Below are 22,299 nucleotides of genomic sequence, written 5' to 3'. Positions count from 1 at the left end.
GCGAACCCGCCAGCGCCCGCTTCATCACCGCTCACACGCCGATGCTCTTCATCCTCTTCACGCTCGATAGCGAACGCTATGTGATCGACGCGACGCAGGTGGAGCGTTTGATGCCGCTCGCGCCGCAGTCGCCGCCGAAGGCGATTCCCGGCGCGCCGTCGTGGGTGGCGGGCGTGCTCGATCACGAAGGCGCGCCGCTGCCGGTGATCGATCTGCCCGCACTGGCGCTCGGCCGTCCGGCCGCGCAGCTGATGTCGACGCGCGTCGTGCTGGTGCGCTATCCGCAGGCGGGCGCCGTGCGGCTGCTCGCGCTGCTGCTCGAAGGCGCGACCCGCACGCTTCGTCTGGATGCCGAAGCGTTCCACGAGACCGGCATCGACGTGCCGCACGCGCGCTATCTCGGCCCGGTCGCGAGCGACGCGGGCGGCTTCGTGCAGTGGGTGCGCATCGAACATCTGCTGCCCGACCACGTTAAGGCGCTGCTGTTTCCCGAGGCGCACGCATGAACGCGCACTACGACAACGCGCCGCTCTATCGACGCTTCGCCGAACTGCTGCATCGAACCATGGGGCTCGATGCCGCCTCGCTCGGTCATCACGCCATCGAGCGCGCGGTCGACCAGCGCGCCGCCGCATGGCGCGCGGAGGGTCCTGCCGGGGCCACGCTCGCGGACTACTGGGACGCGACGCAGGCATCGCCGGCGATGGTGCAGGCGCTGATCGAAACCGTGGTGGTGCCGGAGACCTGGTTCTATCGCGACGCCGACGCGTTCAACGCGCTCGTGCGGCTTGCGCACGAGCGTCTTCACGAGCGCGCGGCGGGACTGCCGCTGCGCATCCTGAGCCTGCCCTGCTCGAGCGGAGAAGAGCCGTACACGATCGCGATGAGCCTGCTCGACGCGGGCATCGACGCCGCGCGCTTTCGCGTCGACGCAATGGATATCAGCGAACGTTCGCTCGCGCTCGCGCAGCGCGCGCTCTACGGCCGCAACTCGTTTCGCGGCAACGCGTTTGGGTTTCGCGACGCGCATTTCACCCGCACCGAAGACGGCTGGCGTCTCGCGCCGCGCATCGTCGACACGGTGCGCTTCTCGCGCGCCAACCTGATGCAGCTCGACGCGGCGGCGCTCGGCGTCTACGACTTCGTGTTCTGCCGCAACGTGCTGATCTACTTCGACCGTGAAACGCAGCAGACTGCGTTGCACGCGCTCAATAGCGTGCTGGCCGAGAACGGCACGCTGTTCGTCGGTCCGGCGGAAACCGGGCTGCTGATGCGTCACGGCATGCAGTCCGCGAGGATTCCGTTGGCGTTCGCGTTCCGGCGCCCCGCGCCCGCCGACGCGCCGTGGAACGGCTGGCATACCGCGCCGCTCGCCGGCGCCGCCGCGCTCGCGATGACGCATTCGCCGGTGCCGGCGCTCGCGCCTGCGCTGGCATTCGCTGCCGAGCCTTTTGCGTGGCCCGATCCGGTCGCGCGCGCAGCGCTCGATGAGGTGACGCGAAGCGCCTCGCTCGAGGGTGCGGCGCCGTCCGGTTTGTTCAACAACGGCATCGCGCGGCATCGTGGCACGCCGCCGATTCCCGCCGTGCCCGCGCATAACTCGCCATCGCCGCAGACCAACGCATCGCCGCTGAATGCGCCGACCATCGCCGCACGCGACACACTCCAGGCCGCGCACGCACTCGCCGACGCCGGGCGTCTGACGGAAGCCGCCGCCGCGATCAACGCGTACCTGGAGCAGCACGCGCCGCACGCCGACGCGTTCTATCTGCTCGGCGTGCTGGCCGACGCCAACGGCGACACTCACCTCGCGCGCGGCCAGTATCGCAAGGCGCTCTATCTCGAGCCGCAGCACGCGGAAGCGCTGGCGCATCTGGCGGCGCTGCTCGAACTCGAAGGCGATCGTGACGGCGCGCGCCGCCTGATGGAACGCGCGGCGCGCGCACAGGGAGCACCACGTGACTGACGATCGCAGGGTGGGCTTCGACGATTGCTGGAACCGTATCGGCGTGCGCGGCGATTCGTCGTGCGAGCGGCTGGCCGACTACGTGCGCTGCCTGAATTGCCCCGTGTTCGAAGCAGCCGCCGCCAAACTGCTCGATCAGCCGATTCCACGCGTGGATCTGTCACGCCATGACATCCGCACGGCCGCACAACCGCGGCACGACGCGCGGGGGACGAACGAATCGTTCCTCGTGTTCCGAATCGGCGGCGAATGGCTCGCGCTGCCCACGCCGATCTTCAAGCGCATCGTGCAGACGCGGCCAATTCACACGTTGCCGCACCGGCAACATCGCGCGGTGCTCGGCGTGGTCAATGTGCAGGGCGAATTGCTGGTGTGCCTGGCGCTGACGCATCTGCTCGGTTTCGAAGCCGACACCACCACCGCTATCGCTACGCGTGACGGCCAGCCGTCGCGCCACGATCTGCCGCGCCTGCTGGTGGTCTCGCGCGCCGAAGAGCACGCGGTGTTTCCCGTCGATCAGGTCGACGGCGTGCATTGGCTCGCGCCGTCCACTTTCTGTCCGCCGCCCGCGACGCTGTCGCAAGCGGCCGCCGCGCATACGCGCGCGGTCGCGCCGTGGCGCGGCATGAGCGTGGGCCTGCTCGACGCCGACGCGTTATTTGACACGCTGAACCGGAGCCTCGGATGACCGACGACCCGCGCCGCCCGTCGTTGATCGATCTCTTCCGCGAGGAAGCGCGGACCCAGGCGCGCGTGCTCAACGACGGCCTGCTCGTGCTCGACCGCGCACCCAACGACGCCGCCGCACTCGAAGCTTGCATGCGCGCCGCGCATTCGTTGAAGGGTGCGGCGCGCATCGTCGGCGTGCAAGTCGGCGTCGAACTCGCGCATGCGATGGAGGATTGCTTCGTCGCCGCGCAGGAAGGCCGTGCGCTGCTCGACGCCGCGTGGATCGACGAGTTGCTGCGTGGCGTCGATATCGTCGCGCGCATCGGCAATGATGAAGACGAATCGGCGCGCGATGCGGTCGGCGCATGTGTGGCTGCGTTGCAGGCGCGGATGGCGAGGGTGGCGCCGCATAGGGCTCCGCTGCGGCGCGAGGGGGTGCCATCGGTTGCCGCAGGGTCAGCGGTTTCCGCGCCCGCGCCTCGCGCGGTCATTGAACCGCCAGGGGCCCGGGCCGATACGTCCGCCAATGCCGACGCCGATGACGATGCCACGTTCAACCTGCTGGCCGACGCGCTGCGCGCGCAAGCCACGGCCCCGGTCGTGCCCGCCACACCCGCGAGCACTGCGACCGATACACCTGCCGCACCGGCCGGCGCAAGCAGCGCAAGCAGCACCACTAACGACCCCGGCCGCATGCTGCGCGTGCGCGCCGACAACCTCGACCGGCTACTGTCGCTGTCGGGCGAATCGCTGGTCGAATCGCGCTGGCTGAAACCCTTCGCGCAATCGATGCTGCGAGTCAAGCGCGTGCAGCGCGACAGCACCCGCGCACTCGATCAGCTGCACGAAACGCTCGCCGATCTGAAACTCGATCCGCGCGCGCACGCGGCGCTCGAAGAACTGCGACGCCTCACCGCCGAATCGCAGCATCTGCTGGCCGAACGTCTCGCCGATCTGGAAAGCTTCGATCGCCGCTCGACGCACCTGTCGCAACAGCTTTACGACGCCGCGCTGCAATGCCGGATGCGCCCGTTCGGCGACGGCACCGGCGGACTCGCGCGCATGGTGCGCGATGTCGCGCGCTCGCTCGGCAAGAAAGTGCGCTGGCAACTGGTCGGCGAATCGACCCAGGTGGACCGCGACATTCTCGATCTGCTCGAAGCGCCGCTCGGCCACATGCTGCGCAACGCGCTCGACCACGGCATCGAAGCACCCGCCGTGCGGCTCGCGCGCGGCAAAGCGGAAGAAGGCACGCTTACACTCGACGCGCGTCACACGGCCGGCGCGTTGCTGATCACCGTGTCCGACGACGGCGCGGGTATCGACCTCGCCGCGCTGCGTGCGTCGATCGTGCGCAAGAAGCTGGCGAGCGAGGACACGGCCGCGCGTCTGTCGGAAGCCGAGCTGCTGGAATTTCTGTTCCTGCCCGGCTTCTCGCTGCGCGATCAGGTAACCGAAGTATCTGGCCGCGGCGTCGGACTCGACGCGGTGCACGACGTCGTCAAGCGCGTGCGCGGCACGGTGCGCATCACCCAGGAGCCGGGCCTCGGCACGCGCGTGCAATTGCAACTGCCGCTCACGCTGTCGGTGATCCGCAGCCTGCTGATCGAAGTCGCGGGCGAGCCGTACGCGGTGCCGCTCGCGCACGTGAACCGCACGCTGCACGTAAGCCGCGCGGACATCGAACTGCTCGAAGGCCATCAGCACATCGCATTCTCCGGGCGGCGCATCGGCGTCGTTACCGCGCACCAGATTCTCGACACCGCGCCGCCCGCCAATGAAGATGGCGCTGTCTGCATGATGGTGATCGGCGACGGGCCGCAAACCTACGGCGTGGTGGTCGACCGTTTTCTCGGCGAGCGGATGCTGGTCGTGCAGCCGCTCGATCCGCGTCTGGGCAAGATTCGCAACATCACGGCCGGCGCGCTGATGGAAAATGGCGACCCCGTGCTGATCGCCGACGTCGACGACTGGTTGCGTTCGGTCGAGCGGCTCGTGGCGGACGGCGATCTGCGACACGCGCAGCATGGCGGCGCTTCGACGGCGCAGCGCGTCGTCCGGCGTGTGCTGGTGGTCGACGATTCGCTCACCGTGCGCGAACTCGAACGCAAGCTGCTGGCCACGCGCGGTTACGACGTGACGATCGCGGTCGACGGGATGGACGGCTGGAATGCGGTGCGCGGCGAACGCTTCGATCTCGTCATCACCGACATCGACATGCCGCGCATGGACGGAATCGAACTCGTCACGCTGATCAAACGCGATCCGCAACTCCAGGCGCTGCCGGTGATGATCGTGTCGTACAAGGATCGCGAAGAGGATCGCCGCGCGGGTCTCGACGCGGGCGCGGATTACTATCTGGCGAAAGGCAGTTTTCATGACGAAGTACTGCTCGACGCGGTGCGTGATTTGATCGGCGAGGCCTACGGGTAAACGGATGAAGATCGGAATCGTCAACGACATGCCGCTCGCCGTCGAGGCGCTGCGGCGCGCGCTCGCCGCCCGTCACGACTACGACGTGCTGTGGGTCGCGCAGGACGGCCAGCAGGCGGTCGATTTCTGCGCCGCGCAACGGCCCGACATTGTGCTCATGGATCTGGTGATGCCGAACGTCGACGGGATCGAGGCCACGCGCCGCATCATGGCGCGCGCGCCGTGCGCGATCCTGATCGTCACCGTCGATGTGGGTGCGAACGCGTGGCGCGTCTACGAAGCGATGGGCGCGGGCGCGCTCGACGCCGTCGATACGCCGTCGCTGAGCGGGCCCGACGCGCACCGGAGCATCGCCACGCTGATCGCGAAGATCGATCGCATCGGCGCGCTCGTGAAGGAGCGCCATGCGCCCGGCGCGGCGGCTGCGGCGGGCATCGCACGCGTGACGAACCGCGATACGCCGCTGGTGGCGATCGGCGCGTCGGCGGGCGGACCGGCCGCGCTCGCCACGCTGCTCGCCGGGCTGCCGAAGGATTTCAACGCGGCGGTCGTGATCGTGCAGCACGTCGATGCGGCGTTCGCCGCCGGCATGGCGGACTGGCTGAACCAGCACTCGGCGTTGCCGGTGCGGATCGCCCGCGAAGGCGACCGGCCGCAGGCGGGCCTCGCACTGCTCGCCGGCACCGACGATCATCTGCATCTCAAACTGCCCGACGTGCTCGGCTACACGCGCGTGCCGGAGGAAACGCCGTATCGCCCTTCCGTCGACGTGTTTTTTCACAGCGTGGTGGCGCGCTGGCCGGCGCGCGCGATCGGCGTGCTGCTGACCGGCATGGGTCGCGACGGCGCGATCGGTCTCAAGGCGATGCGCACGAAGGGCTATCACACGATCGCGCAGGACGAAGCGACCAGCGCCGTGTACGGCATGCCGAAAGCGGCCGCCGCGCTCGGCGCCGCTGTCGCGATCCTGCCGCTGCCCCGGATTGCCGCCGCGCTCGCCGCCGCGGCGAGCGCACGATAGAACGCCCCTGCCCACCGACGAGCCCGATTCACTGACATTCATTCTGGCTGAACATCATGGACACTCCCGAACCGCATCAGAACGCCGCCGCGCGAGGCCTCGCAGAACCCGACGCGAACACGCAGGCGCTCGCGGAGGACGCGCCCAACCTCGCCATCGACGACGCGTTGGCGCGCATCCTCAGCAATCCGCCCGCAGCGGAGTGCCCGATCATGGTGCTGCTGGTCGACGACCAGGCGATCATCGCCGAGGCGATTCGCCAGGCGCTGGCCGACGAAGCGAGCGTCGACTTCCACTACTGCGCGTCGCCCGAAGACGCGGTGCAGTGCGCCGAGGAAACGCGCGCGACCGTGATCCTTCAGGATCTCGTGATGCCGGGCACCGACGGTCTCACGCTGGTACGGCAATACCGGCAGAATCCGGCGACGCGCGACATTCCGATCATCGTGCTCTCGACCAAGGAAGAGCCGCTCGTGAAAAGCGCGGCCTTTGCCGCCGGTGCGAACGACTATCTGGTGAAGCTGCCGGACCGTATCGAGCTGATCGCGCGCATCCGCTATCACTCGCGCTCGTATCTGAATCTGCTGCAACGCGACGAGGCTTACCGGGCGCTGCGTCAATCGCAACAGCAGCTGCTCGCGACCAACCTCGAATTGCAGCGGCTCACGCATTCGGACGGGCTGACGGGTTTGTCGAACCGCCGCTACCTCGATCAGTATCTGGCCGCGGAATGGCGCCGTGGTACGCGTGACAAGACCGGCCTCGGCTTCCTGATGATCGATGTGGATAACTTCAAGGCCTACAACGACACCTATGGACACGTCGCTGGCGACGAAGTGCTCAAGCGCGTCGCGCAAACCGTCGAGTCGTGTCTCGGGCGCTCACCCGATCTCGCGGCGCGCTTTGGCGGCGAAGAGTTCGCGGTGGTGGTGCCGGGCACGTCGGCCGGCGGCTTGCGTCTGCTCGCCGAAAAAATTCGCCTCGCGATCGAGGCGCTGGCGATCACGCATGCGGGTTCGGCAACGGGCGTCGTGACGATCAGCATCGGCGCGGCGACGCTCGTGCCGTCGGTCACCGAGCCGGTGACGACGCTGATCGAAGCCGCCGACGTCGGCCTGTATCGTGCCAAGCGGGATGGGAAAAATCAGGTGGCGGCGAATGGATGATTGGCCTTCTCAGCACAGCCACGGCGCCGCGCCGGCCGGCGCATCACCACGATATTTGCTGCGCGCAGCCTCCAGCACGCGCGCCTCGATTGCGCCATCGTCCGCGAGTGCCTGCAGCGCGGCCAACACGACAGCCTTGCGATCCACTTCGAAGAATTCGCGCAACGCCTGGCGCGTGTCGCTGCGGCCAAAGCCGTCGGTGCCGAGCGTCACATAGCGGCGCGGCACGTACGCGCGAATCAGTTCGGGCACCGCGCGCACATAGTCCGTCGCCGCGATAACCGGGCCTTGCGATGCCGCGAGCGCCTGCGTGACATAGGGCGCGTACGGCGTGTCGCCCAGACGCGCGAGCCGTTCCGCCGCCATGCCATCGCGCTGCAATTCGCTGAAGCTCGTCACGCTCCACACGGCGGCGTCGATCTCCCAGTCGTCCTTCAACATCTGCTGCGCGGCGATCACCTCGCCGAGAATCGCACCCGCGCCGAGCAACTGCACCTGCGCCCGTGCTGATTGCTGCGCCTGCTGAGCCTGAGCGGCGGCCAGCGGATAGATACCCTTCAGAATCCCTTCGCGCGTCGCGGCCGGATCGCCGCCCGGCACCGAAGGCTGCGCGTAGTTTTCATTCATCACGGTGACGTAATAGAACACGTCGCGTTGCGCTTCGACCATCTCGCGCATGCCTTCGTCGACGATCGCGGCAAGCTCGTAAGCGAACGCAGGATCGTACGCGCGGCAATTCGGAATCGTCGATGCCGCGAGGTGGCTCGAACCGTCCTGATGCTGCAAGCCCTCGCCGCCGAGCGTCGTCTTGCCCGACGTCGCGCCGATCAGAAAGCCTCGCGCGCGCTGATCCGCGGCCGCCCAGATCAGGTCGCCGATGCGCTGGAAACCGAACATCGAGTAGTAGATGTAGAACGGCAGCATCGGCAGATCGTGCACGCTGTACGACGTCGCCGCCGCGATCCATGACGACACCGCGCCCGCTTCCGAAATACCTTCCTCGAGAATCTGCCCTTGCGTGTCCTCGCGGTAATACAGCATCGAGCCGAGGTCTTCCGGCTCGTACAACTGCCCGAGCGGCGAATAGATGCCGACCTGGCGGAACATGTTCGCCATGCCGAAGGTGCGCGCTTCGTCGGCGACGATCGGCACCACGCGCGGCCCCACCTGCGCGTCTTTCAGCAGCGCGGTCAGCATGCGCACGAGCGCCATCGTCGTGGACATCTCGCGGCCGTTCGAATCCAGCGCGAATTGCCCCCAGGAGGACACCGGCGGGACGATCAGCCCCGCCGATGCAGCTCGCCGCCTTCTGGGCAGATAGCCTCCGAGAGCCGCCCGGCGAGCATGCAGGTACTGCATTTCCGGGCTGTCTTCCGCTGGTTTGTAAAACTTCAGTTGCTCGACGTCCTCATCGCTGAGGGGCAGGCGAAAACGGTCGCGAAACGCCTTGAGGTCGTCGGAGCCGAGCTTCTTCTGCTGATGCGTGGTCATGCGGCCCTGGCCCGAGGCGCCCATGCCGAAGCCCTTCATCGTCTTCGCGAGAATCACCGTCGGCTGGCCGCGATGCGCCAGCGCTTTCGCGTAGGCCGCGTGCAGCTTGCGCACGTCGTGGCCGCCGCGGCGCAGGCGGTCGATGTCGTCGTCGCTCAATTGCGCGGCGAGCGCGGCAAGCTCCGGATTCTGGCCGAAAAAGCGCTCGCGGTTGTACGCGCCGTCGTTCGCCGAGAAGGTCTGGAACTGGCCGTCCACGGTGTGCGCGAATGCGCGCAGCAACGCGCCGCTGCGATCGCGTGAGAACAGCGCGTCCCAGTCCGAGCCCCACACCACCTTGATCACATTCCAGCCCGCGCCGGCGAAATGCGCTTCCAGTTCGTCGATGACGCGGCCGTTGCTGCGCACCGGGCCGTCCAGCCGCTGCAGATTGCAGTTGATCACGAACACCAGGTTGTCGAGCCCCTCGCGTGCGGCGAGCGGCAGCGCGCCGGTCGATTCGGGCTCGTCCATTTCGCCGTCGCCGAAAAAGCCCCACACCTTGCGGCCTGCCGTTTGCGCGAGGCCGCGATTGGCCAGGTAGCGCATGAAGCGCGCCTGGTAGATCGCGTTGATCGGGCCGATGCCCATCGAGCCGGTCGGGAACTGCCAGAAGTCCGGCATCAGCCACGGATGCGGATAGGAGCACAAGCCCGGCCCGGCGATCTCGCGGCGGTAGTGCCGCAGGTGCTCCTCGGACAGGAAACCTTCGAGGTAAGCCCGCGCATACACGCCCGGCGACGAATGCGGCTGGAAGTAGACGAGGTCGCCCGTACCCGGCTCGCCGTCCGGCGCGCAGGCGCGGAAGAAATGGTTGAAGCCGACTTCGAACAGATCCGCCGCCGAGGCATAACTCGCGATATGTCCGCCCAGTTCGCCATACGCCTGGTTCGCGCGCACCACCATCGCGAGCGCGTTCCAGCGCAGCGCGCCGGCGAGCCGTTCTTCGAGTTCGAGGTTGCCGGGATAGCGCGGCTGCTGGTCGACCGGGATCGTGTTCCGGTACGGCGTGACGCTGGTGCGCGCCGATTCGACACCCAGCGACAGCGCGTGGCTCGCGAGCCGGTCGAACAGAAACTGCGCCCGCTCGCGGCCGACATGCGCGACGACCGCGTCGAGCGCGTCGAGCCATTCGGCGGTTTCCTGCGGGTCGGTGTCGACACGCTCCACGTTCATCGACTGCAACTGCTCGCTACCGCTGGACAAATCCGTCATGGCATCACTCCCGCATCGCCGCGTCAGGCTCAGGATCGAGTGAGTCCATGGTAACTACGTGCCCGCAAAATGAGCATCTCATTTGCTTGTGATCCCGCGCTGGGATAGGCTATTTATTCCGGTTTTCGCCCCTGTCACGGAATATTTCATCTATGACCACACCACCCAGACGGCTCGACCGTATCGACATCGGCATCCTGAGCCAGTTGCAGCAGAATGCGCGCATCACCAATGCGGACCTGGCCCGCTCGGTGAATCTGTCGCCGACGCCCTGCTTCAATCGCGTGCGGGCGCTCGAAAAGCTGGGTCTGTTCAAGCAACAGGTCACGTTGCTGAACCCGGAGCCGCTCGGGCTGCGCATCAACGTGTTCATTCAGGTGAGTCTGGAAAAACAGGTGGAAGACGCGCTGCTGCGCTTCGAGCAGGCGATCTCGGAGCGGCCCGAGGTGATGGAGTGCTATCTGATGACCGGCGACGCCGATTATCTGCTGCGCGTGGTGATGCCGGATATGCAAACGCTCGAGCGCTTCATCGTCGATCATCTGACGAAGATTCCGGGCATCTCCAATATCCGCTCGAGCTTTGCGCTCAAACAGGTGCGGTACAAGACGGCGCTGCCGTTGCCGTCGTCGGGCTTGACGCTGGCCGATCCCGACGATGTGGCGACGGACTGGCGGTAAGGCGCGCTGGCCGTTCGTCAGTCCGTATCCGTCGTTGGGCTGCGGGCTCCGGCTGGCCGTGTCGCCCGCCCCTCGCCAACTTGCTGGTCGCCGTCAGGCGGCAGCCTTGGCGCGCGTATAACGTTCCGCCGGCACCTTGTGCGATAGATTCGGCTGCAGCTGCTGGCGTGCGCTGTTCAACCGATCCCAATCGGCCGCGTCCGGCAGCGCCGGGATCGTCACCAGTTCGCCCTGGTCGAGACCGGCGAGCGCGGCGTCGACCATGTCCTCGGCGGTCATCACGATCTGCGCGGGCAGATTTTCGATGGCCAGCCCTGCGTGGTCCCAGAATGCCGTGCTGGTGACGCCCGGCAACACGGCCTGCAACTGCACGCCCTTGGCGCCCACTTCGTGATGCAGCGATTGCGTCAGGTTCAGCACGTAGGCCTTGGTGCCGCTGTACGTGCCGTTCAGAAGCTCCGGCGCCAAGGCCACGATCGACGAGATATTGATCACCACGCCGTTGCCCCGCTCGACGAAGCCGGGCACCACCGCCGCGGTCAGGCGCGTGAGCGCGGTCACGTTCAGGTCGATCATCTTTTCGAGTTCGTCGATGTCCGAGTCGATCAACGGGGCCGACGCGCCGACCCCCGCGTTGTTGACCAGCATCGTGATCGCGCGGTCCGCGCGCAGCCGCTCCTCGATGCGGCGCATGTCGGCCTTCACGGTCAGATCGGCGCTGACGGCGTCCACATGGCGTCCGGTCTCCTGCGTCAGACGTGCGGCCAGGCCCTGCAGCCGTTGACCGTCGCGTGCGACGAGGATCAGGTCGTAGCCGCGCCGCGCAAGGCGATCCGCATACACCGCGCCGATGCCCGACGACGCGCCCGTCACCAGTGCCGTCCCTTTGCTGCCTTTGCTTGCTTGCGTTGCCATTTGAAGCGCTCCTTGCGGGCCTGGCGCGTCGCGCCGCTGCCCTATCCGTTGAATGAGACAAGCCGTGAACGTGCGCCGCCGCCCGCTTTCGGCCGGCATGACGCTGTTGACGAGACAAGTCTAGGCGCGTAGTCTTCTGTCTCAAATGTCGTATTTCCCTCGTTTCAGGACATCGCTATGAAGCATATCGGCGTGGTGGTTTTTCCCGGCTTCCAGATCCTCGATATGGTTGCGGTCGCCATATTTGAACTGGCGAATCTGGAAGCCGGCCAGCCCGAATACGAGGTGGAGACCGTCTCCGAGCACGGCGGGATGGTGCGCAGCTCGTCAGGCGTCGAGGTCGCCACGCGAGCCTTCGGCGACCCCGCCTACGACACCGTGATCGTCACCGGTGCGATGCAGATCGCGCCGTCGTCGCCGGGCATGCTGGCGTTTCTGAACCGCGCGCTCGTCGCGTCGCGGCGCACCGCCAGCATCTGCACCGGCGCCTTCGCGCTGGCCGAGGCCGGTATTCTCGATGGCCGCCACGCCACTACCCACTGGGTTCACGCGCGCACCCTGCAAGAACGCTTTCCCGCGACGCGGGTCGACGACGACCGCATTTTTATCGTCGACGGATCGGTGTGGACTTCGGCGGGCATGACGGCATGCATCGACCTGTGTCTCGCGCTGGTCGAAAACGATCTCGGCGTGGACGTGTCGCGCGCGATCGCGAAAAAACTCGTGGTGTATCACCGGCGCACCGGCGGGCAGTCACAATTTTCGGCCATGCTGGAGCTCGATCCGAAATCCGACCGCATCCAGAACGCGCTCTCGTATGCGAAAAGCCATCTGCATGAGCCATTGACGGTCGAACAGCTGGCCGACATCGCGCATCTGAGTCCGCGCCAGTTCAGCCGGGCGTTTCGCGACGAAACCCGGCAGTCGCCGGCCAAGGCCATCGAGGCGTTGCGCGTCGAGGCCGCGCGCGCGATGCTCGAAGCAGGCCGCCATTCGATGGAGGCTGTTGCGGCCGACACGGGCTTTATTGACACCGAGCGGATGCGCCGCGCGTTTCTGCGCACGTACGGCCAGCCGCCGCAGGCGATCAGGCGTGCCGCGCGTGCGCTGTAACCGATGTAGTGGACAATGTCGGCAGTCCTGCCTCACATCGATCCGAACTTGCAACCAGGAAAGGAAGCGCGATGAACTATGACGACAGCAATCCGTTCGCAAGAATTCTGCGTGGTGAACTGCCCTGCATCAAAGTGGCCGAAAACAATGCCGCGCTGGCGTTCATGGACTTGATGCCGCAAGCCGACGGCCATCTGCTGGTCGTGCCGAAAGAGCCGGTGGCCGAGATTTTCGAGTTGTCGGATGCGTCGCTGGTGGCAAGCATGCGCATGACGCAAAAGCTTGCGATCGCCGTTCGCGCAGCCTTGCACCCTGACGGCGTGTTTATCGGCCAATTCAACGGCGCCGCCGCGGGACAGACGGTGCGGCACGTGCATTTTCACGTGATCCCGCGCTGGGAAGGCCAGCCGCTGAACATGCATGCACGCGACGTCGCCGATGCGGACACGCTCGAGGCGCTTGCCAAACGCATTCGCGCGCACTGGCGCGCAGACTGAGGCCCTGCGACGGGTGTCGTCACGCGCCGTAACAAGTGTAAAGGCGGCTGAAACAAGCGGCGCGCGTGGCGCGACTAGACTGTTATCTGCCTTGTAGCCTCAAGGCATTGAGTGTGGATCTCTTTTTAAGCCTGCCCGCAACGGCAGGCTTTTTTTCTTGGCGGTTCCGCTGCGCCGGTTGGGATGAAAATCCGGCAGGCACAAAAAACCCGCACGTGGCGGGCTGTTGACACATTCACGATGGCGCGGCGGCACGTGTTGGCGTCGCTTCACCCCGACATACGCCCATACGCGCCGCAAACGACATGCGGATGCGCGTTGGCGACAGTCGGCGCACGAAACTTAACGGCCCGCCATTCCAGCATGGCGGGCGCGTTGCGCGCGCGGCGGCGCTTCAGAGGCGGTCCCGCGTGCGGCGCAGCGGATGGCGCCAGTCGATCCGCCGATGTCTCAGATGCACGGGCCGCATGTCATGCAGGTGACGATGTTCCTGCCACAGTTCGTCCGAAAAAAGAAATGCGACGATGAGCAGCGGCACGACGAGGAATACGCCCAATATCAATTGCTCGATCACGGTGGCCTCCGATCGCAGGAGCATAATTTCATTGTAGAGCACCGTGCGTGCCGCGCCGCGCCGAAACAGGCGGCAGCTAGCATTTGGCGATCCGACGCTTCCGCCCTCCCCGGCCCGCGCGGCTTTTGCGGTTCCGTGTGCGTTTTGCACGCTTTTTGCAGACGCAAAGCTGTGTCGGGAAGACATTGCACGAACGCCACACGCCGCAGCCAAACAAACCGGAGCGCGCTCCCGAGCCGGTGCCGGGCGCGCGCATTCAGACTCACGAAAATTAACGGGTCCAAGGGGAATTCAATGACGACCGAACGAAGCAGCGAACTCACGTTGCGCCCGCTTGAACGCACCGATCTGCGCTTCGTCCATGAAGTGAACAACAACGCGAAGATCATGCGTTACTGGTTCGAGGAACCGTATGAGACCTTCTCCGAACTGACCCAGCTTTACGATCAGCACGTGCACGATCTGCGCGAACGACGCTTCGTTGCGGTGGACAACGTGGGCCAGACGATCGGCGTCGTCGAATTGATCGAGCTGGACTACATCCACCGGCGTGGCGAATTCCAGATCATCATCGCGCCGCACGCTCAAGGACGCGGCTACGCCACGGTCGCAACGCAGCTCGCGATCGACTACGCGTTTTCAGTGCTGAACCTGCGCAAGATCTATCTGATCGTCGACAAGTCGAACACCGCCGCGATTCATATCTACGAAAAATGCGGCTTCCGGCACGAGGCGGAACTGATCGAGGAATTTTTCGGCAATGGCCGGTATCACAATGCATTGCGGATGTGCATGTTCCAGTCGGAGTTCTTTAACGCCGGCAAGCACGCCGACTGACGGCGTGACTAGCGCCGCAGGCCGCGTCGGTTTGCGCCTTGGGCGCGCAGACTGATTGCCTGGCACTGTTTATCTTCTGCATGCACACCGTTATTTCGCATTTCTGAATGAGACGACCGAACGACTTTGTGTGCAACGCACAAACTACCGCATTCAATTGTATTAAATCGCTTAATTGACGCTGCGCGTTTACGCGAATGGGTGCCGTGAAAGCTTGACTGTTAAAGGGCTGCGACCCGCCGGATTTTTATTTATCTGTTTCATTGCCGGCTGTTTAAACCCCTGTAGGGGGTTTAAACAGCCGCGACAGCAGGTGCGACAATTCGCCACTGTTGCGACCGCACACAGAATGTGCTTGTCGTTCGTTGACGTTCTTCTAAAGTGCAAGTTGCGGGTTCAACGTTAAAGTTAAATACATAGCTAACCTGAGTATTCAACCCGCACCGGAGGAACATATGAAAATGCGCATCGCCGTTGTTTTCGCCATTGCGGGTTTGGCTGCCGCGACTGTTCAGGCGCAAGACGTCGTGATCAAGCCGCAGCAAACCATCCAGTTCAAGGCCAACGCTTATGGTTGCCTGTCGAAGGATAAACTCGACGCCGCCGACCAGCATGCACAAGCCGGTGAACAGCAAAAAATGCAGGAGTTCTTCTCCGGATATCAGTGCGTGTCGACACCGCAGGACTCGAGTTTCCGGGTCGTACGCGTGGTCGGCCACGATGTCGAATTCGTGAATTCCGGCAATAGCGATACGCAAGGTTTGTGGGCAAACGATCGGTTTATCAAGCAATAAACTGAACGTCGAAGCGCAAACCGTCATTCTGGAATAAATGGCGGAATGCGGTTTCTCGCGCATTGAAAAAACTTCAGGCTATTAAAAGCCGGAGGGCGCGGACCTGTGAGTAAAAAATGGCTGGGCATGGAAATGCCCGGCTTTTTTTATGTCCACGTACGTGCGACGCGTTTCAGCAAGCCAGAAAAAAGCCGATGCGGATTATCGATCCGCATCGGCAGTACGCCTTCTCGCAAAGCGCAGGAACAACTCTCATCAAATCGACGCGACGGCGTGGAGCCGCCCGCGTGCGTCAGTGCACGCGCTTGCTGCGGCGGAACTGATCGAACAGCACCGCCAGCAGCAGAATCCCGCCGCGGATCAGGTACTGGTAAAAAGTCGGCACGTTCAGCAGGCTCATCGCATCCTGCACGGAACCCATGATCAGCACGCCGACCAGCACGCCGGAAATCGTCGCGACGCCGCCCGTCAGCGAAACGCCGCCCAGCACGCACGCCGAAATCACGCCGAGTTCGAGACCGACCGACGTTTTCGGGTCGCCGAGACTCATGCGCGACGCCAGCATCACGCCCGCGAAGCCCGTCACGAGGCCTTGCAGCACGAACACCGTGATCTTGATCCGCGTCACCGGCAAGCCCGCCAGCACGGCGGCCTCGCTGTTGCCGCCGACGGCCAGCACGTTCTTGCCGAACACGGTCTTCTTCAGCAGGAAGCCGAACAGCACGAAGCCGATGATGTTGCTCCAGATCGGAAACGAGATGCCGAGGAACGAGCCGCCGCCGAGATCGAAGAAACGCTCTTCGGAAATCATCACGGCGTCGCCGTTGGACGTGATGAACGCGAGGCCGCGCACGACCTCCATCATCGCGAGCGTGACGATCAGCGAGTTGATCTTGTAGCGCGCGACCAGCACGCCATTGACCAGCCCGACCGCGCCGCCCGCGAGCACGCCGACCGCGACGCCGAGCAGCACGCTATGCGTCGCGGTGATCACCGTGGACGCCGCCACACCGGCAAACGCGACGATCGACGCCACCGACAGATCCACCTCGCCGAGCGCGAGGACGAACATCATCGTGACGGAGATCGAGCCGATCAGCGTCACGGAGAGCAGCAAGCCCTGGATATTGCGCGAGCTGAGAAAGTCCGGCACGGTGAACGACAGCACCGCGAACAGGATGATGAACACCATCACGATGCCGGACTTGTTGATCAGGTCCCAGGTGCGCGCGGCGCGCGCGCTCAGGCCCGCGGAGGCGACGGCTGGGGTCGGGGAGTCGGTGGAGGGTGTCTGCATGATGTCTGTTCCGTTTCAATAAGCGCGATTCGGTGGCGTGTTCGGGTTCGGTTCGAGTAACTAGAGCGGGCGGTTCAGCGCGGCAGCGCGAGCTTGATCAGCGCATCCGGCGTGGCCTGCGCCTTCGGCAGATCGCCGACGATGCAGCCTTCCTTCATCACGATCACGCGATCCGCGACGCCGATCACTTCGGCGAGATCGCTCGACACGACGATGACCGTGCGGCCCGCTTCGGCGAGCCCGTACAACAGTCCGTAAATCTCGCTGCGCGCACCGACGTCGATGCCGCGCGTGGGTTCGTCCATCAGGAACACGTCGATCTCTTCGGCGAGCCAGCGCGACAAAATCACTTTCTGCTGATTGCCGCCGGACAGCGTGCCGATCGGCGTCTCGCCGTTGCGCGTCTTGATCGCGAGCTTGCCGATGAATTCTTTGGCGATCTGCGCTTCCTTGCGGCCGTCGAGCACGTGAAAGCGGCTGAAATGGCGGCGGCAACTGATGTTGAGGTTGTCCGACACCGACGCGATCGACACGATGCCTTCCTGTTTGCGATCTTCCGGGCACAGCGCGATGCCCGCGCGCACCGCGTCGCGCGGCGTGGCGAAGCGCACGCGCTTGCCCTTGAGCGTGATCTCGCCGGCGGCCGGCTTGACCGCGCCGTAGATCAGTTTCATCAACTCGGACCGGCCCGCGCCGACGAGCCCGAAAAAGCCGACGATCTCGCCTTTGCGCGCCGCGAACGATGCCGGTTCGCGCAAGCCGCGTCCCATCAGATCCTGGACCTGCAGTTGCACGTCGCCGAGTTCGCGCGAACGATAGCCGTACACGTCGGCAATCGAGCGGCCCACCATGCAGCTGATCAGGCGATCGCGATCAAGTCCCGCGCCGGCTTCGAACGTGTCGATGCGGCGGCCGTCGCGAAACACCGTGACGCGGTCGCACAGCTCGTACACTTCCTCCATCCGGTGCGTGACGTAGATGATCGCGCGGCCTTCGGCCCTGAGCGCACGGATGATCCGGAACAGCTGCGTGGTTTCGCGCGACGACAGCGAACTGGTCGGTTCGTCGAAAGCGATCACGCGCGCGTCGCGCATCAGCGCCTTGCCGATCTCGATCATCTGGCGCTGGCCGATCGACAGATTCTTCACCTGCTGCGACGGATCGATTTTTTCGCCGAGCCGTTCCAGTTCACGCACCGCGCGCGCGACCAGCGCCTTTTCGTCCAGTACGCCGAAGCGATTGGGCAGCGCGCCGAGCATCAGGTTTTCCGCGACGGTCAGCTCCGGCACCAGGTGCAGTTCCTGATAGATGATCGCGACGCCCGCCGCGATGGCCGCCTTCGTCGTGGTGAACTGCTGCACGGCCCCGCCAAGTGACAGCGTGCCCGCCGCCGGCTGATTCACGCCGGACAGCACCTTGAGCAGCGTCGATTTGCCGGCGCCGTTTTCGCCCATCAGGCCATGCACTTCACCGCGCCGCACTTCGAGCGACACCTGGTCGAGCGCGAGCACACCGGGAAAGCGCACGGTGATGCCGTCGAGTTGCAGATACGGTTGCGCGTCGTCGACGAAGACAGAGGCGGGCGAGGGCGCTTGCGCCGACAGCGCGGCTGCTTCGTCGGCGGACCCGGCGGGGGACTCGGTGGGTAAGGACGTCATTGGAAAACCTCAAGCGGATGAACAACTCAACTACCGTGCTGACGACTGCGCGGGCCGGTCTCGCGTGAGCGCGATCCGGCCCGCCGAACGTGCGGACTCGAAGCGGGCTTAGATGCCCAGTTCCTTACGCACGTCCTGCCAGTTGCTGCGCACCATCAGCTTGCCGGTGGTCTGCGTGTCGGCGGGCGGCTGCTTGCCGTCCTTGATCCACTCGACGAGGTTTTCCGTGCTGTCCTTGCCATGGTTGGTCGAGCTCACGGCGATCGTGCCGTAGAAGCCCGTTGGTTCCTTCTTCTGGAATTCGGCAAACGCTTCGCCCGCGCCGTTGATGCCGACGCCGATCACATCCGCCGCCGGAATATGCAGTTGCTCGGTCGCGCGCACGCCGCCCAGCACGCTTTCCTCGTTGAGCGCGAAGATCACCCACTTCTTGATGTTCGGATGCTGCGCGAGCACCGGCGACGACGCGTTGAAGCCGCCTTCGTCATCGGTCGTTTTCTGCGGGGCGTCGAAGATGTTTTCCTTCTTGAAGCCGCCGGCCAGCAGCGATTGCGTCGCGCCGTCGGTGCGCAGCTTCGCGGTCGGCAGTTCATAGTTCGTGATGCGCAGCGCGCCGACTTCTTCAGGCTTCCAGCCGCGGCGCTTCATTTCCTCGGAAATCGCCGTGCCGACCTGATTGCCGATCTTGAATGCCGACATGCCGAGGTGCGGCACGTTCGCGAGCGGCTTGCCGGTGGAGTCGACCAGTTGATCGTCGACCGTGACGAACTTCATGTTGTAGCGCTTCGCGCGCGCCTGAATCGCCGGTCCGAGACGCACGTCGGGTGCGCAGATCACGAAGCCCTTCGCGCCTTGTGCACCGAGGTTGTCGATCGCGGCCAGCACCTTTTCGCCGTCCGGCGTGCCGATGTTGACGACCGAGAAGCCGTCCTTCTGGCCGAGCGCGGTCGCGGCTTTCTGTTCGTTGATGAACCACGCCTGTTCCGGCATCTTCACGAGAAAGCCGACTTTGAGCGGCTGATCCGCGTGCGCGGAAAGTTGCATGGCGAACGGAGCGGCGAGGGCGGCGGCGGCCATCGCGGTGAGGGTCAAACGGCGAAGCTTGCTGGTCATGCGTGTCTCCTGAGGTTGAAAAGCTGCATTGATTTCGTTGATTTGCAGCAGGGTCATGCGCGGGGCGTCAGCCGGGGCGCGAGTGAAGCGTGGGATGCGCGGCGCATCGAACTGCGGCTACGCGATAAACGGCACGGTGGTCGAGGCAATGCGTGCCATTCATCGTAATCAGCCCGCCACGTAAGCCGTTTTCACGGCTGTCCAGAACGCTGCGTCGGTGGTGCCGTAGGCGGACGCCTTGCGGCCGCCGCCGGGCGCGTGGTGCTCGACGGTCGTGGTCGGCAGATTGATCGTGACGAGGCCGCTCTGGACGTGGCGGCGGAAATGCCGCGCGCGTTCGAGCGAGCGTGTGCAGATGCCGGCGCACAAACCGTAGGCGGTGTCGTTCGCCAGATGCAGCGCGTGGTCGTAGTCGTCCGCGCGCAGCACGACGGCGAGCGGCCCGAAAATTTCCTCGCGCGCGATGCGGTGTTCCGGCTCGCCGATGAAAAGTGCCGGCTCGAAGAAGTAGCCGCGCGTCGCGCGCTCCAGCTGCTGGCCGCCGCGCACCAGTTGGGCGCCTTCCTGCTTGCCGATGCGCAGGTAGTCCAGGTTGCGCTCCAGTTGCGCGGCGTTGGCGACCGGGCCGATGTCCGTGCCGTGCTTCAACGCGTGATCGACCGAGAGCTTGGCGAGCTTCGTGCGCAATGCGTCGACGAACGGCTCGAACACCGCGCGCTCGACGATCAGCCGTGCCGCCGCCGTGCTGCGCTGGCCGGTCGAGCTATAGGCGCCGCTCAAGGCGGCATCGACCGCGCCGTCGAGATCCGCATCGGCCAGCACCACGAACGGATTCTTGCCGCCCATCTCCAGTTGCACACGCACCTGACGGGCGGCCGCGGCCTGCAGCACGCGCGTGCCGGTGTCCGTCGAGCCGCTGAAGCTGATCGCCGCCACCAGCGGATGCGCGACGATCCGCGCGCCGACCTGGCGGCCGCTGCCCATCACCAGATTGAACACGCCCGCAGGCAGGCCCGCACGGCTGATGATCGAAGCCAGCGCCGCCGCGCAAGCCGGCGCCGATTCGGCCGGCTTGAAGACGACGCAGTTGCCGTGCGCGAGCGCTGCGCCGATCTTCGCCGCGGCGATCGCCAACGGCGCACTCCACGGTGTGATGATGCCGACCACGCCGAGCGGTTCGCGCGTCACGTCGATTTCGACGCCCGCGCGCGCCGATGCCAGCGGCTCCGCAAACGCACGCAGCGCCTCGGCGGCGAACAGCTTGAAAATCTGGCCCGCGCGCGTCGCTTCGGTTTGCGCCTCAGGCAAGGTCTTGCCGATTTCGCGCGCGAGCAGCCGCGCAAGTTCGTCGCGGCGGGCGAGCATCTCGGTGCCGATCGCGTCGAGCGCGTCCGCGCGACGCTGCGCCGACGCCAGCGACCAGTCGCGAAACGCCGCGTGCGCCGCTTCGATCGCCGCATCGGTCTGCCGCACGTCCGCCCGCACGTATTCGCCGACCGGTTCGTCGAGGTCCGACGGGTTGAACGACACGCCCGCGGTCGCGCCCGTCTCCCATCCGCCATTGATGTAATGGCGAAACGGACTGGCAACGAGCGGGACGAGCGAATCGCGGTTCATCGACGGAATGGCGTCACGTGGGAGGCTTGGAAAGTCCACGAATGGTATGAGCGGGGCCAATAACTTTCCAATCCCTTTTTAAGCCATCCCGATATCAGTTTCGGTATGGCATGATTGAGACAGTGCCGGATGACACGTCCGTGACGAGGGCTTCATGCCGCTCAGCCAAAAACAAGATTGGGAGACAAACGATGACGCGAAGTTATTCGAACTGGTTCGTCCGGGCGCGGCTCAAGACGCGCCAGTTGCTGCTGCTCGCGGCGATGGAGGAGGAGGGCAACGTGCGCCGGGCCGCCGACGTGCTCGGCATGACGCAGCCGGCCGCCTCGCGCCTGCTCAAGGAGCTGGAGGACATGCTGGAAGTCAGCCTGTTCGATCGCACGCCGCACGGCATGCACGCGACCTTGTACGGCGAGGTGATGATCCGCCACGCGCGCATGGTGCTGTCAAATCTGAGCCACGCCCACGACGAAATCTCGGCGCTGCGCTCCGGTCTTGCGGGTCAGGTGCGCATCGGCGTGATTGCGGCCGCCGCCGCGACGATGGTGCCGCGCGCGATTGCCAGTGTGAAGGAGCGCTATCCACAGTTGCAAATCTGGGCGGAGGTGGAAACCTCGGACGTGATGCTGCCGCGGCTCGCCGAAGGCGAACTGGACATCATGATCGGGCGGGTGCTGGAGCGGCAGAACCAGTTCAAGGCCGAAGTCCGCTACGAGCCACTCGCCGACGAACCGCTCTGCGTGGTGGCCCGGCCCGGCCATCCTCTCGAAAATGAGACAGGTTTGACGCTGCGGGGAATCGTCAACGCGAGCTGGGTTTTGCACCCGCCGGGCAGCGTGCTGCGTCATCGTTTCGATCTGATATTTTCGCAAATCGGGCTGAATCCGCCGCAAAACGTGGTCAATACCAACAATTTTCTGGCAATTTCAAGCTTGCTGCTCCAGAGCGACATGTTGGCCGTTTTGCCCGACGAAGTGGCGCGTCAATACCAACAGTACGGTGTGTTGAAGCGCGTGCCGATCGATTTACCGTGCAGGATGGATACATTCGGTATCATCACGCGCCAGTCGCATTTGCTGTCGCCGGCCGCGGCCGTGGTGCTGGAAGCCTTGCGGGAAGCCGCCGCCGGGGTCTACGGCACGGCTTTCGAGCCGGCAGTGGCGCGATAAATGCTTCTCCCGTTGGTATGGCGGCCGGCTATCGG

At 65.2% G+C, this 22,299-nt stretch carries 19 protein-coding genes; 12 read left to right on the top strand and 7 right to left on the bottom strand.

The features are described from left to right. Window positions 1-41: 41 nt before the first annotated feature. From ACZ9H4_RS23180 to ACZ9H4_RS23155, 6 genes are read left to right on the top strand one after another with little or no spacing between them, the layout of a single operon-like run. On the top strand, window positions 42-506 hold the full coding sequence (locus tag ACZ9H4_RS23180) for a chemotaxis protein CheW (protein WP_476121066.1): 465 nt from the start codon (window positions 42-44) through the stop codon (window positions 504-506). Beyond that, a complete protein-coding gene (locus ACZ9H4_RS23175) occupies window positions 503-1,966 on the top strand; it encodes a CheR family methyltransferase (protein ID WP_476121064.1) in 1,464 nt (487 codons plus the stop codon). The genes ACZ9H4_RS23180 and ACZ9H4_RS23175 overlap by 4 nt, the downstream gene beginning before the upstream one ends. Then, a complete protein-coding gene (locus ACZ9H4_RS23170) occupies window positions 1,959-2,654 on the top strand; it encodes a chemotaxis protein CheW (protein WP_408139825.1) in 696 nt (231 codons plus the stop codon). Before ACZ9H4_RS23175 ends, ACZ9H4_RS23170 begins: the two co-directional genes overlap by 8 nt. Then, the gene (locus tag ACZ9H4_RS23165) at window positions 2,651-5,068 is read left to right on the top strand and encodes a hybrid sensor histidine kinase/response regulator (protein WP_476121062.1); all 2,418 of its coding nucleotides are present in this window, start codon (window positions 2,651-2,653) and stop codon (window positions 5,066-5,068) included. The genes ACZ9H4_RS23170 and ACZ9H4_RS23165 overlap by 4 nt, the downstream gene beginning before the upstream one ends. A gap of 4 nt (window positions 5,069-5,072) precedes the next feature. Continuing rightward, the gene (cheB, locus tag ACZ9H4_RS23160) at window positions 5,073-6,089 is read left to right on the top strand and encodes a chemotaxis response regulator protein-glutamate methylesterase (protein ID WP_408139829.1); all 1,017 of its coding nucleotides are present in this window, start codon (window positions 5,073-5,075) and stop codon (window positions 6,087-6,089) included. 56 nt (window positions 6,090-6,145) lie between these two features. Further along, window positions 6,146-7,255, top strand: coding sequence for a diguanylate cyclase (locus ACZ9H4_RS23155; protein ID WP_476121059.1), 1,110 nt, complete (start codon window positions 6,146-6,148; stop codon window positions 7,253-7,255). Between the two features lie 9 nt (window positions 7,256-7,264). Here ACZ9H4_RS23155 and mdeB read toward each other — a convergent pair whose 3' ends face one another. Next, window positions 7,265-10,000 carry an alpha-ketoglutarate dehydrogenase gene (gene mdeB / locus ACZ9H4_RS23150; RefSeq protein WP_476121057.1) on the bottom strand — a complete coding sequence of 912 codons (2,736 nt, stop codon included), beginning with the start codon at window positions 9,998-10,000 and terminating at the stop codon, window positions 7,265-7,267. Window positions 10,001-10,152: 152 nt separating this feature from the next. On the opposite strand from mdeB, the gene ACZ9H4_RS23145 reads away from it, so the two are divergent. Beyond that, on the top strand, window positions 10,153-10,680 hold the full coding sequence (locus ACZ9H4_RS23145; protein ID WP_408139835.1) for an Lrp/AsnC family transcriptional regulator: 528 nt from the start codon (window positions 10,153-10,155) through the stop codon (window positions 10,678-10,680). Window positions 10,681-10,773: 93 nt separating this feature from the next. Here the strand turns inward: ACZ9H4_RS23145 and ACZ9H4_RS23140 are convergent, their stop codons facing one another. Then, complete coding sequence (locus ACZ9H4_RS23140) at window positions 10,774-11,595, bottom strand: SDR family NAD(P)-dependent oxidoreductase (protein ID WP_408139837.1); 822 nt, start codon at window positions 11,593-11,595, stop codon at window positions 10,774-10,776. A gap of 177 nt (window positions 11,596-11,772) precedes the next feature. Between ACZ9H4_RS23140 and ACZ9H4_RS23135 the strand changes: the two genes are divergently transcribed. Both ACZ9H4_RS23135 and ACZ9H4_RS23130 read left to right on the top strand, forming a co-directional pair. After that, entirely contained in the window at window positions 11,773-12,708 is a 936-nt protein-coding gene (locus tag ACZ9H4_RS23135; protein WP_476121054.1) for a GlxA family transcriptional regulator, read from the top strand. A gap of 71 nt (window positions 12,709-12,779) precedes the next feature. Continuing rightward, window positions 12,780-13,205, top strand: coding sequence for an HIT family protein (locus tag ACZ9H4_RS23130; protein ID WP_121316141.1), 426 nt, complete (start codon window positions 12,780-12,782; stop codon window positions 13,203-13,205). Window positions 13,206-13,599: 394 nt separating this feature from the next. On the opposite strand, the gene ACZ9H4_RS23125 is transcribed toward ACZ9H4_RS23130, so the two are convergent. Further along, on the bottom strand, window positions 13,600-13,779 hold the full coding sequence (locus ACZ9H4_RS23125) for a hypothetical protein (RefSeq protein ID WP_168663876.1): 180 nt from the start codon (window positions 13,777-13,779) through the stop codon (window positions 13,600-13,602). Between the two features lie 294 nt (window positions 13,780-14,073). Between ACZ9H4_RS23125 and speG the strand changes: the two genes are divergently transcribed. After that, on the top strand, window positions 14,074-14,616 hold the full coding sequence (gene speG, locus ACZ9H4_RS23120; protein ID WP_408152720.1) for a spermidine N1-acetyltransferase: 543 nt from the start codon (window positions 14,074-14,076) through the stop codon (window positions 14,614-14,616). Window positions 14,617-15,071: 455 nt separating this feature from the next. Then, window positions 15,072-15,410: a surface attachment protein Sap1 gene (sap1, locus tag ACZ9H4_RS23115; protein WP_408139842.1), complete on the top strand. Its 339-nt coding sequence runs from the start codon at window positions 15,072-15,074 to the stop codon at window positions 15,408-15,410. A gap of 292 nt (window positions 15,411-15,702) precedes the next feature. Here the strand turns inward: sap1 and araH are convergent, their stop codons facing one another. The 4 genes from araH to ACZ9H4_RS23095 form a co-directional block, all read right to left on the bottom strand. Continuing rightward, window positions 15,703-16,707, bottom strand: a complete 1,005-nt coding sequence (gene araH / locus ACZ9H4_RS23110) for an L-arabinose ABC transporter permease AraH (RefSeq protein ID WP_168663879.1) — start codon at window positions 16,705-16,707, stop codon at window positions 15,703-15,705. A gap of 74 nt (window positions 16,708-16,781) precedes the next feature. Continuing rightward, the gene (gene araG / locus ACZ9H4_RS23105; protein WP_476121050.1) at window positions 16,782-18,365 is read right to left on the bottom strand and encodes an L-arabinose ABC transporter ATP-binding protein AraG; all 1,584 of its coding nucleotides are present in this window, start codon (window positions 18,363-18,365) and stop codon (window positions 16,782-16,784) included. 108 nt (window positions 18,366-18,473) lie between these two features. Next, window positions 18,474-19,478: an arabinose ABC transporter substrate-binding protein gene (locus tag ACZ9H4_RS23100; RefSeq protein WP_121316137.1), complete on the bottom strand. Its 1,005-nt coding sequence runs from the start codon at window positions 19,476-19,478 to the stop codon at window positions 18,474-18,476. Between the two features lie 168 nt (window positions 19,479-19,646). Continuing rightward, window positions 19,647-21,095 (bottom strand): aldehyde dehydrogenase family protein, encoded by a 1,449-nt coding sequence (locus tag ACZ9H4_RS23095; protein ID WP_476121048.1) that lies wholly within the window; start codon window positions 21,093-21,095, stop codon window positions 19,647-19,649. Window positions 21,096-21,286: 191 nt separating this feature from the next. Between ACZ9H4_RS23095 and ACZ9H4_RS23090 the strand changes: the two genes are divergently transcribed. Beyond that, window positions 21,287-22,264, top strand: coding sequence for a LysR family transcriptional regulator (locus tag ACZ9H4_RS23090; protein ID WP_408139845.1), 978 nt, complete (start codon window positions 21,287-21,289; stop codon window positions 22,262-22,264). Window positions 22,265-22,299 lie beyond the last annotated feature (35 nt).

Source organism: Paraburkholderia sp. TE9906, from assembly GCF_056279605.1.
The sequence above is the reverse complement of the archived record's forward strand: the minus strand, read 5'-3'. Positions and strand labels throughout refer to the sequence as shown.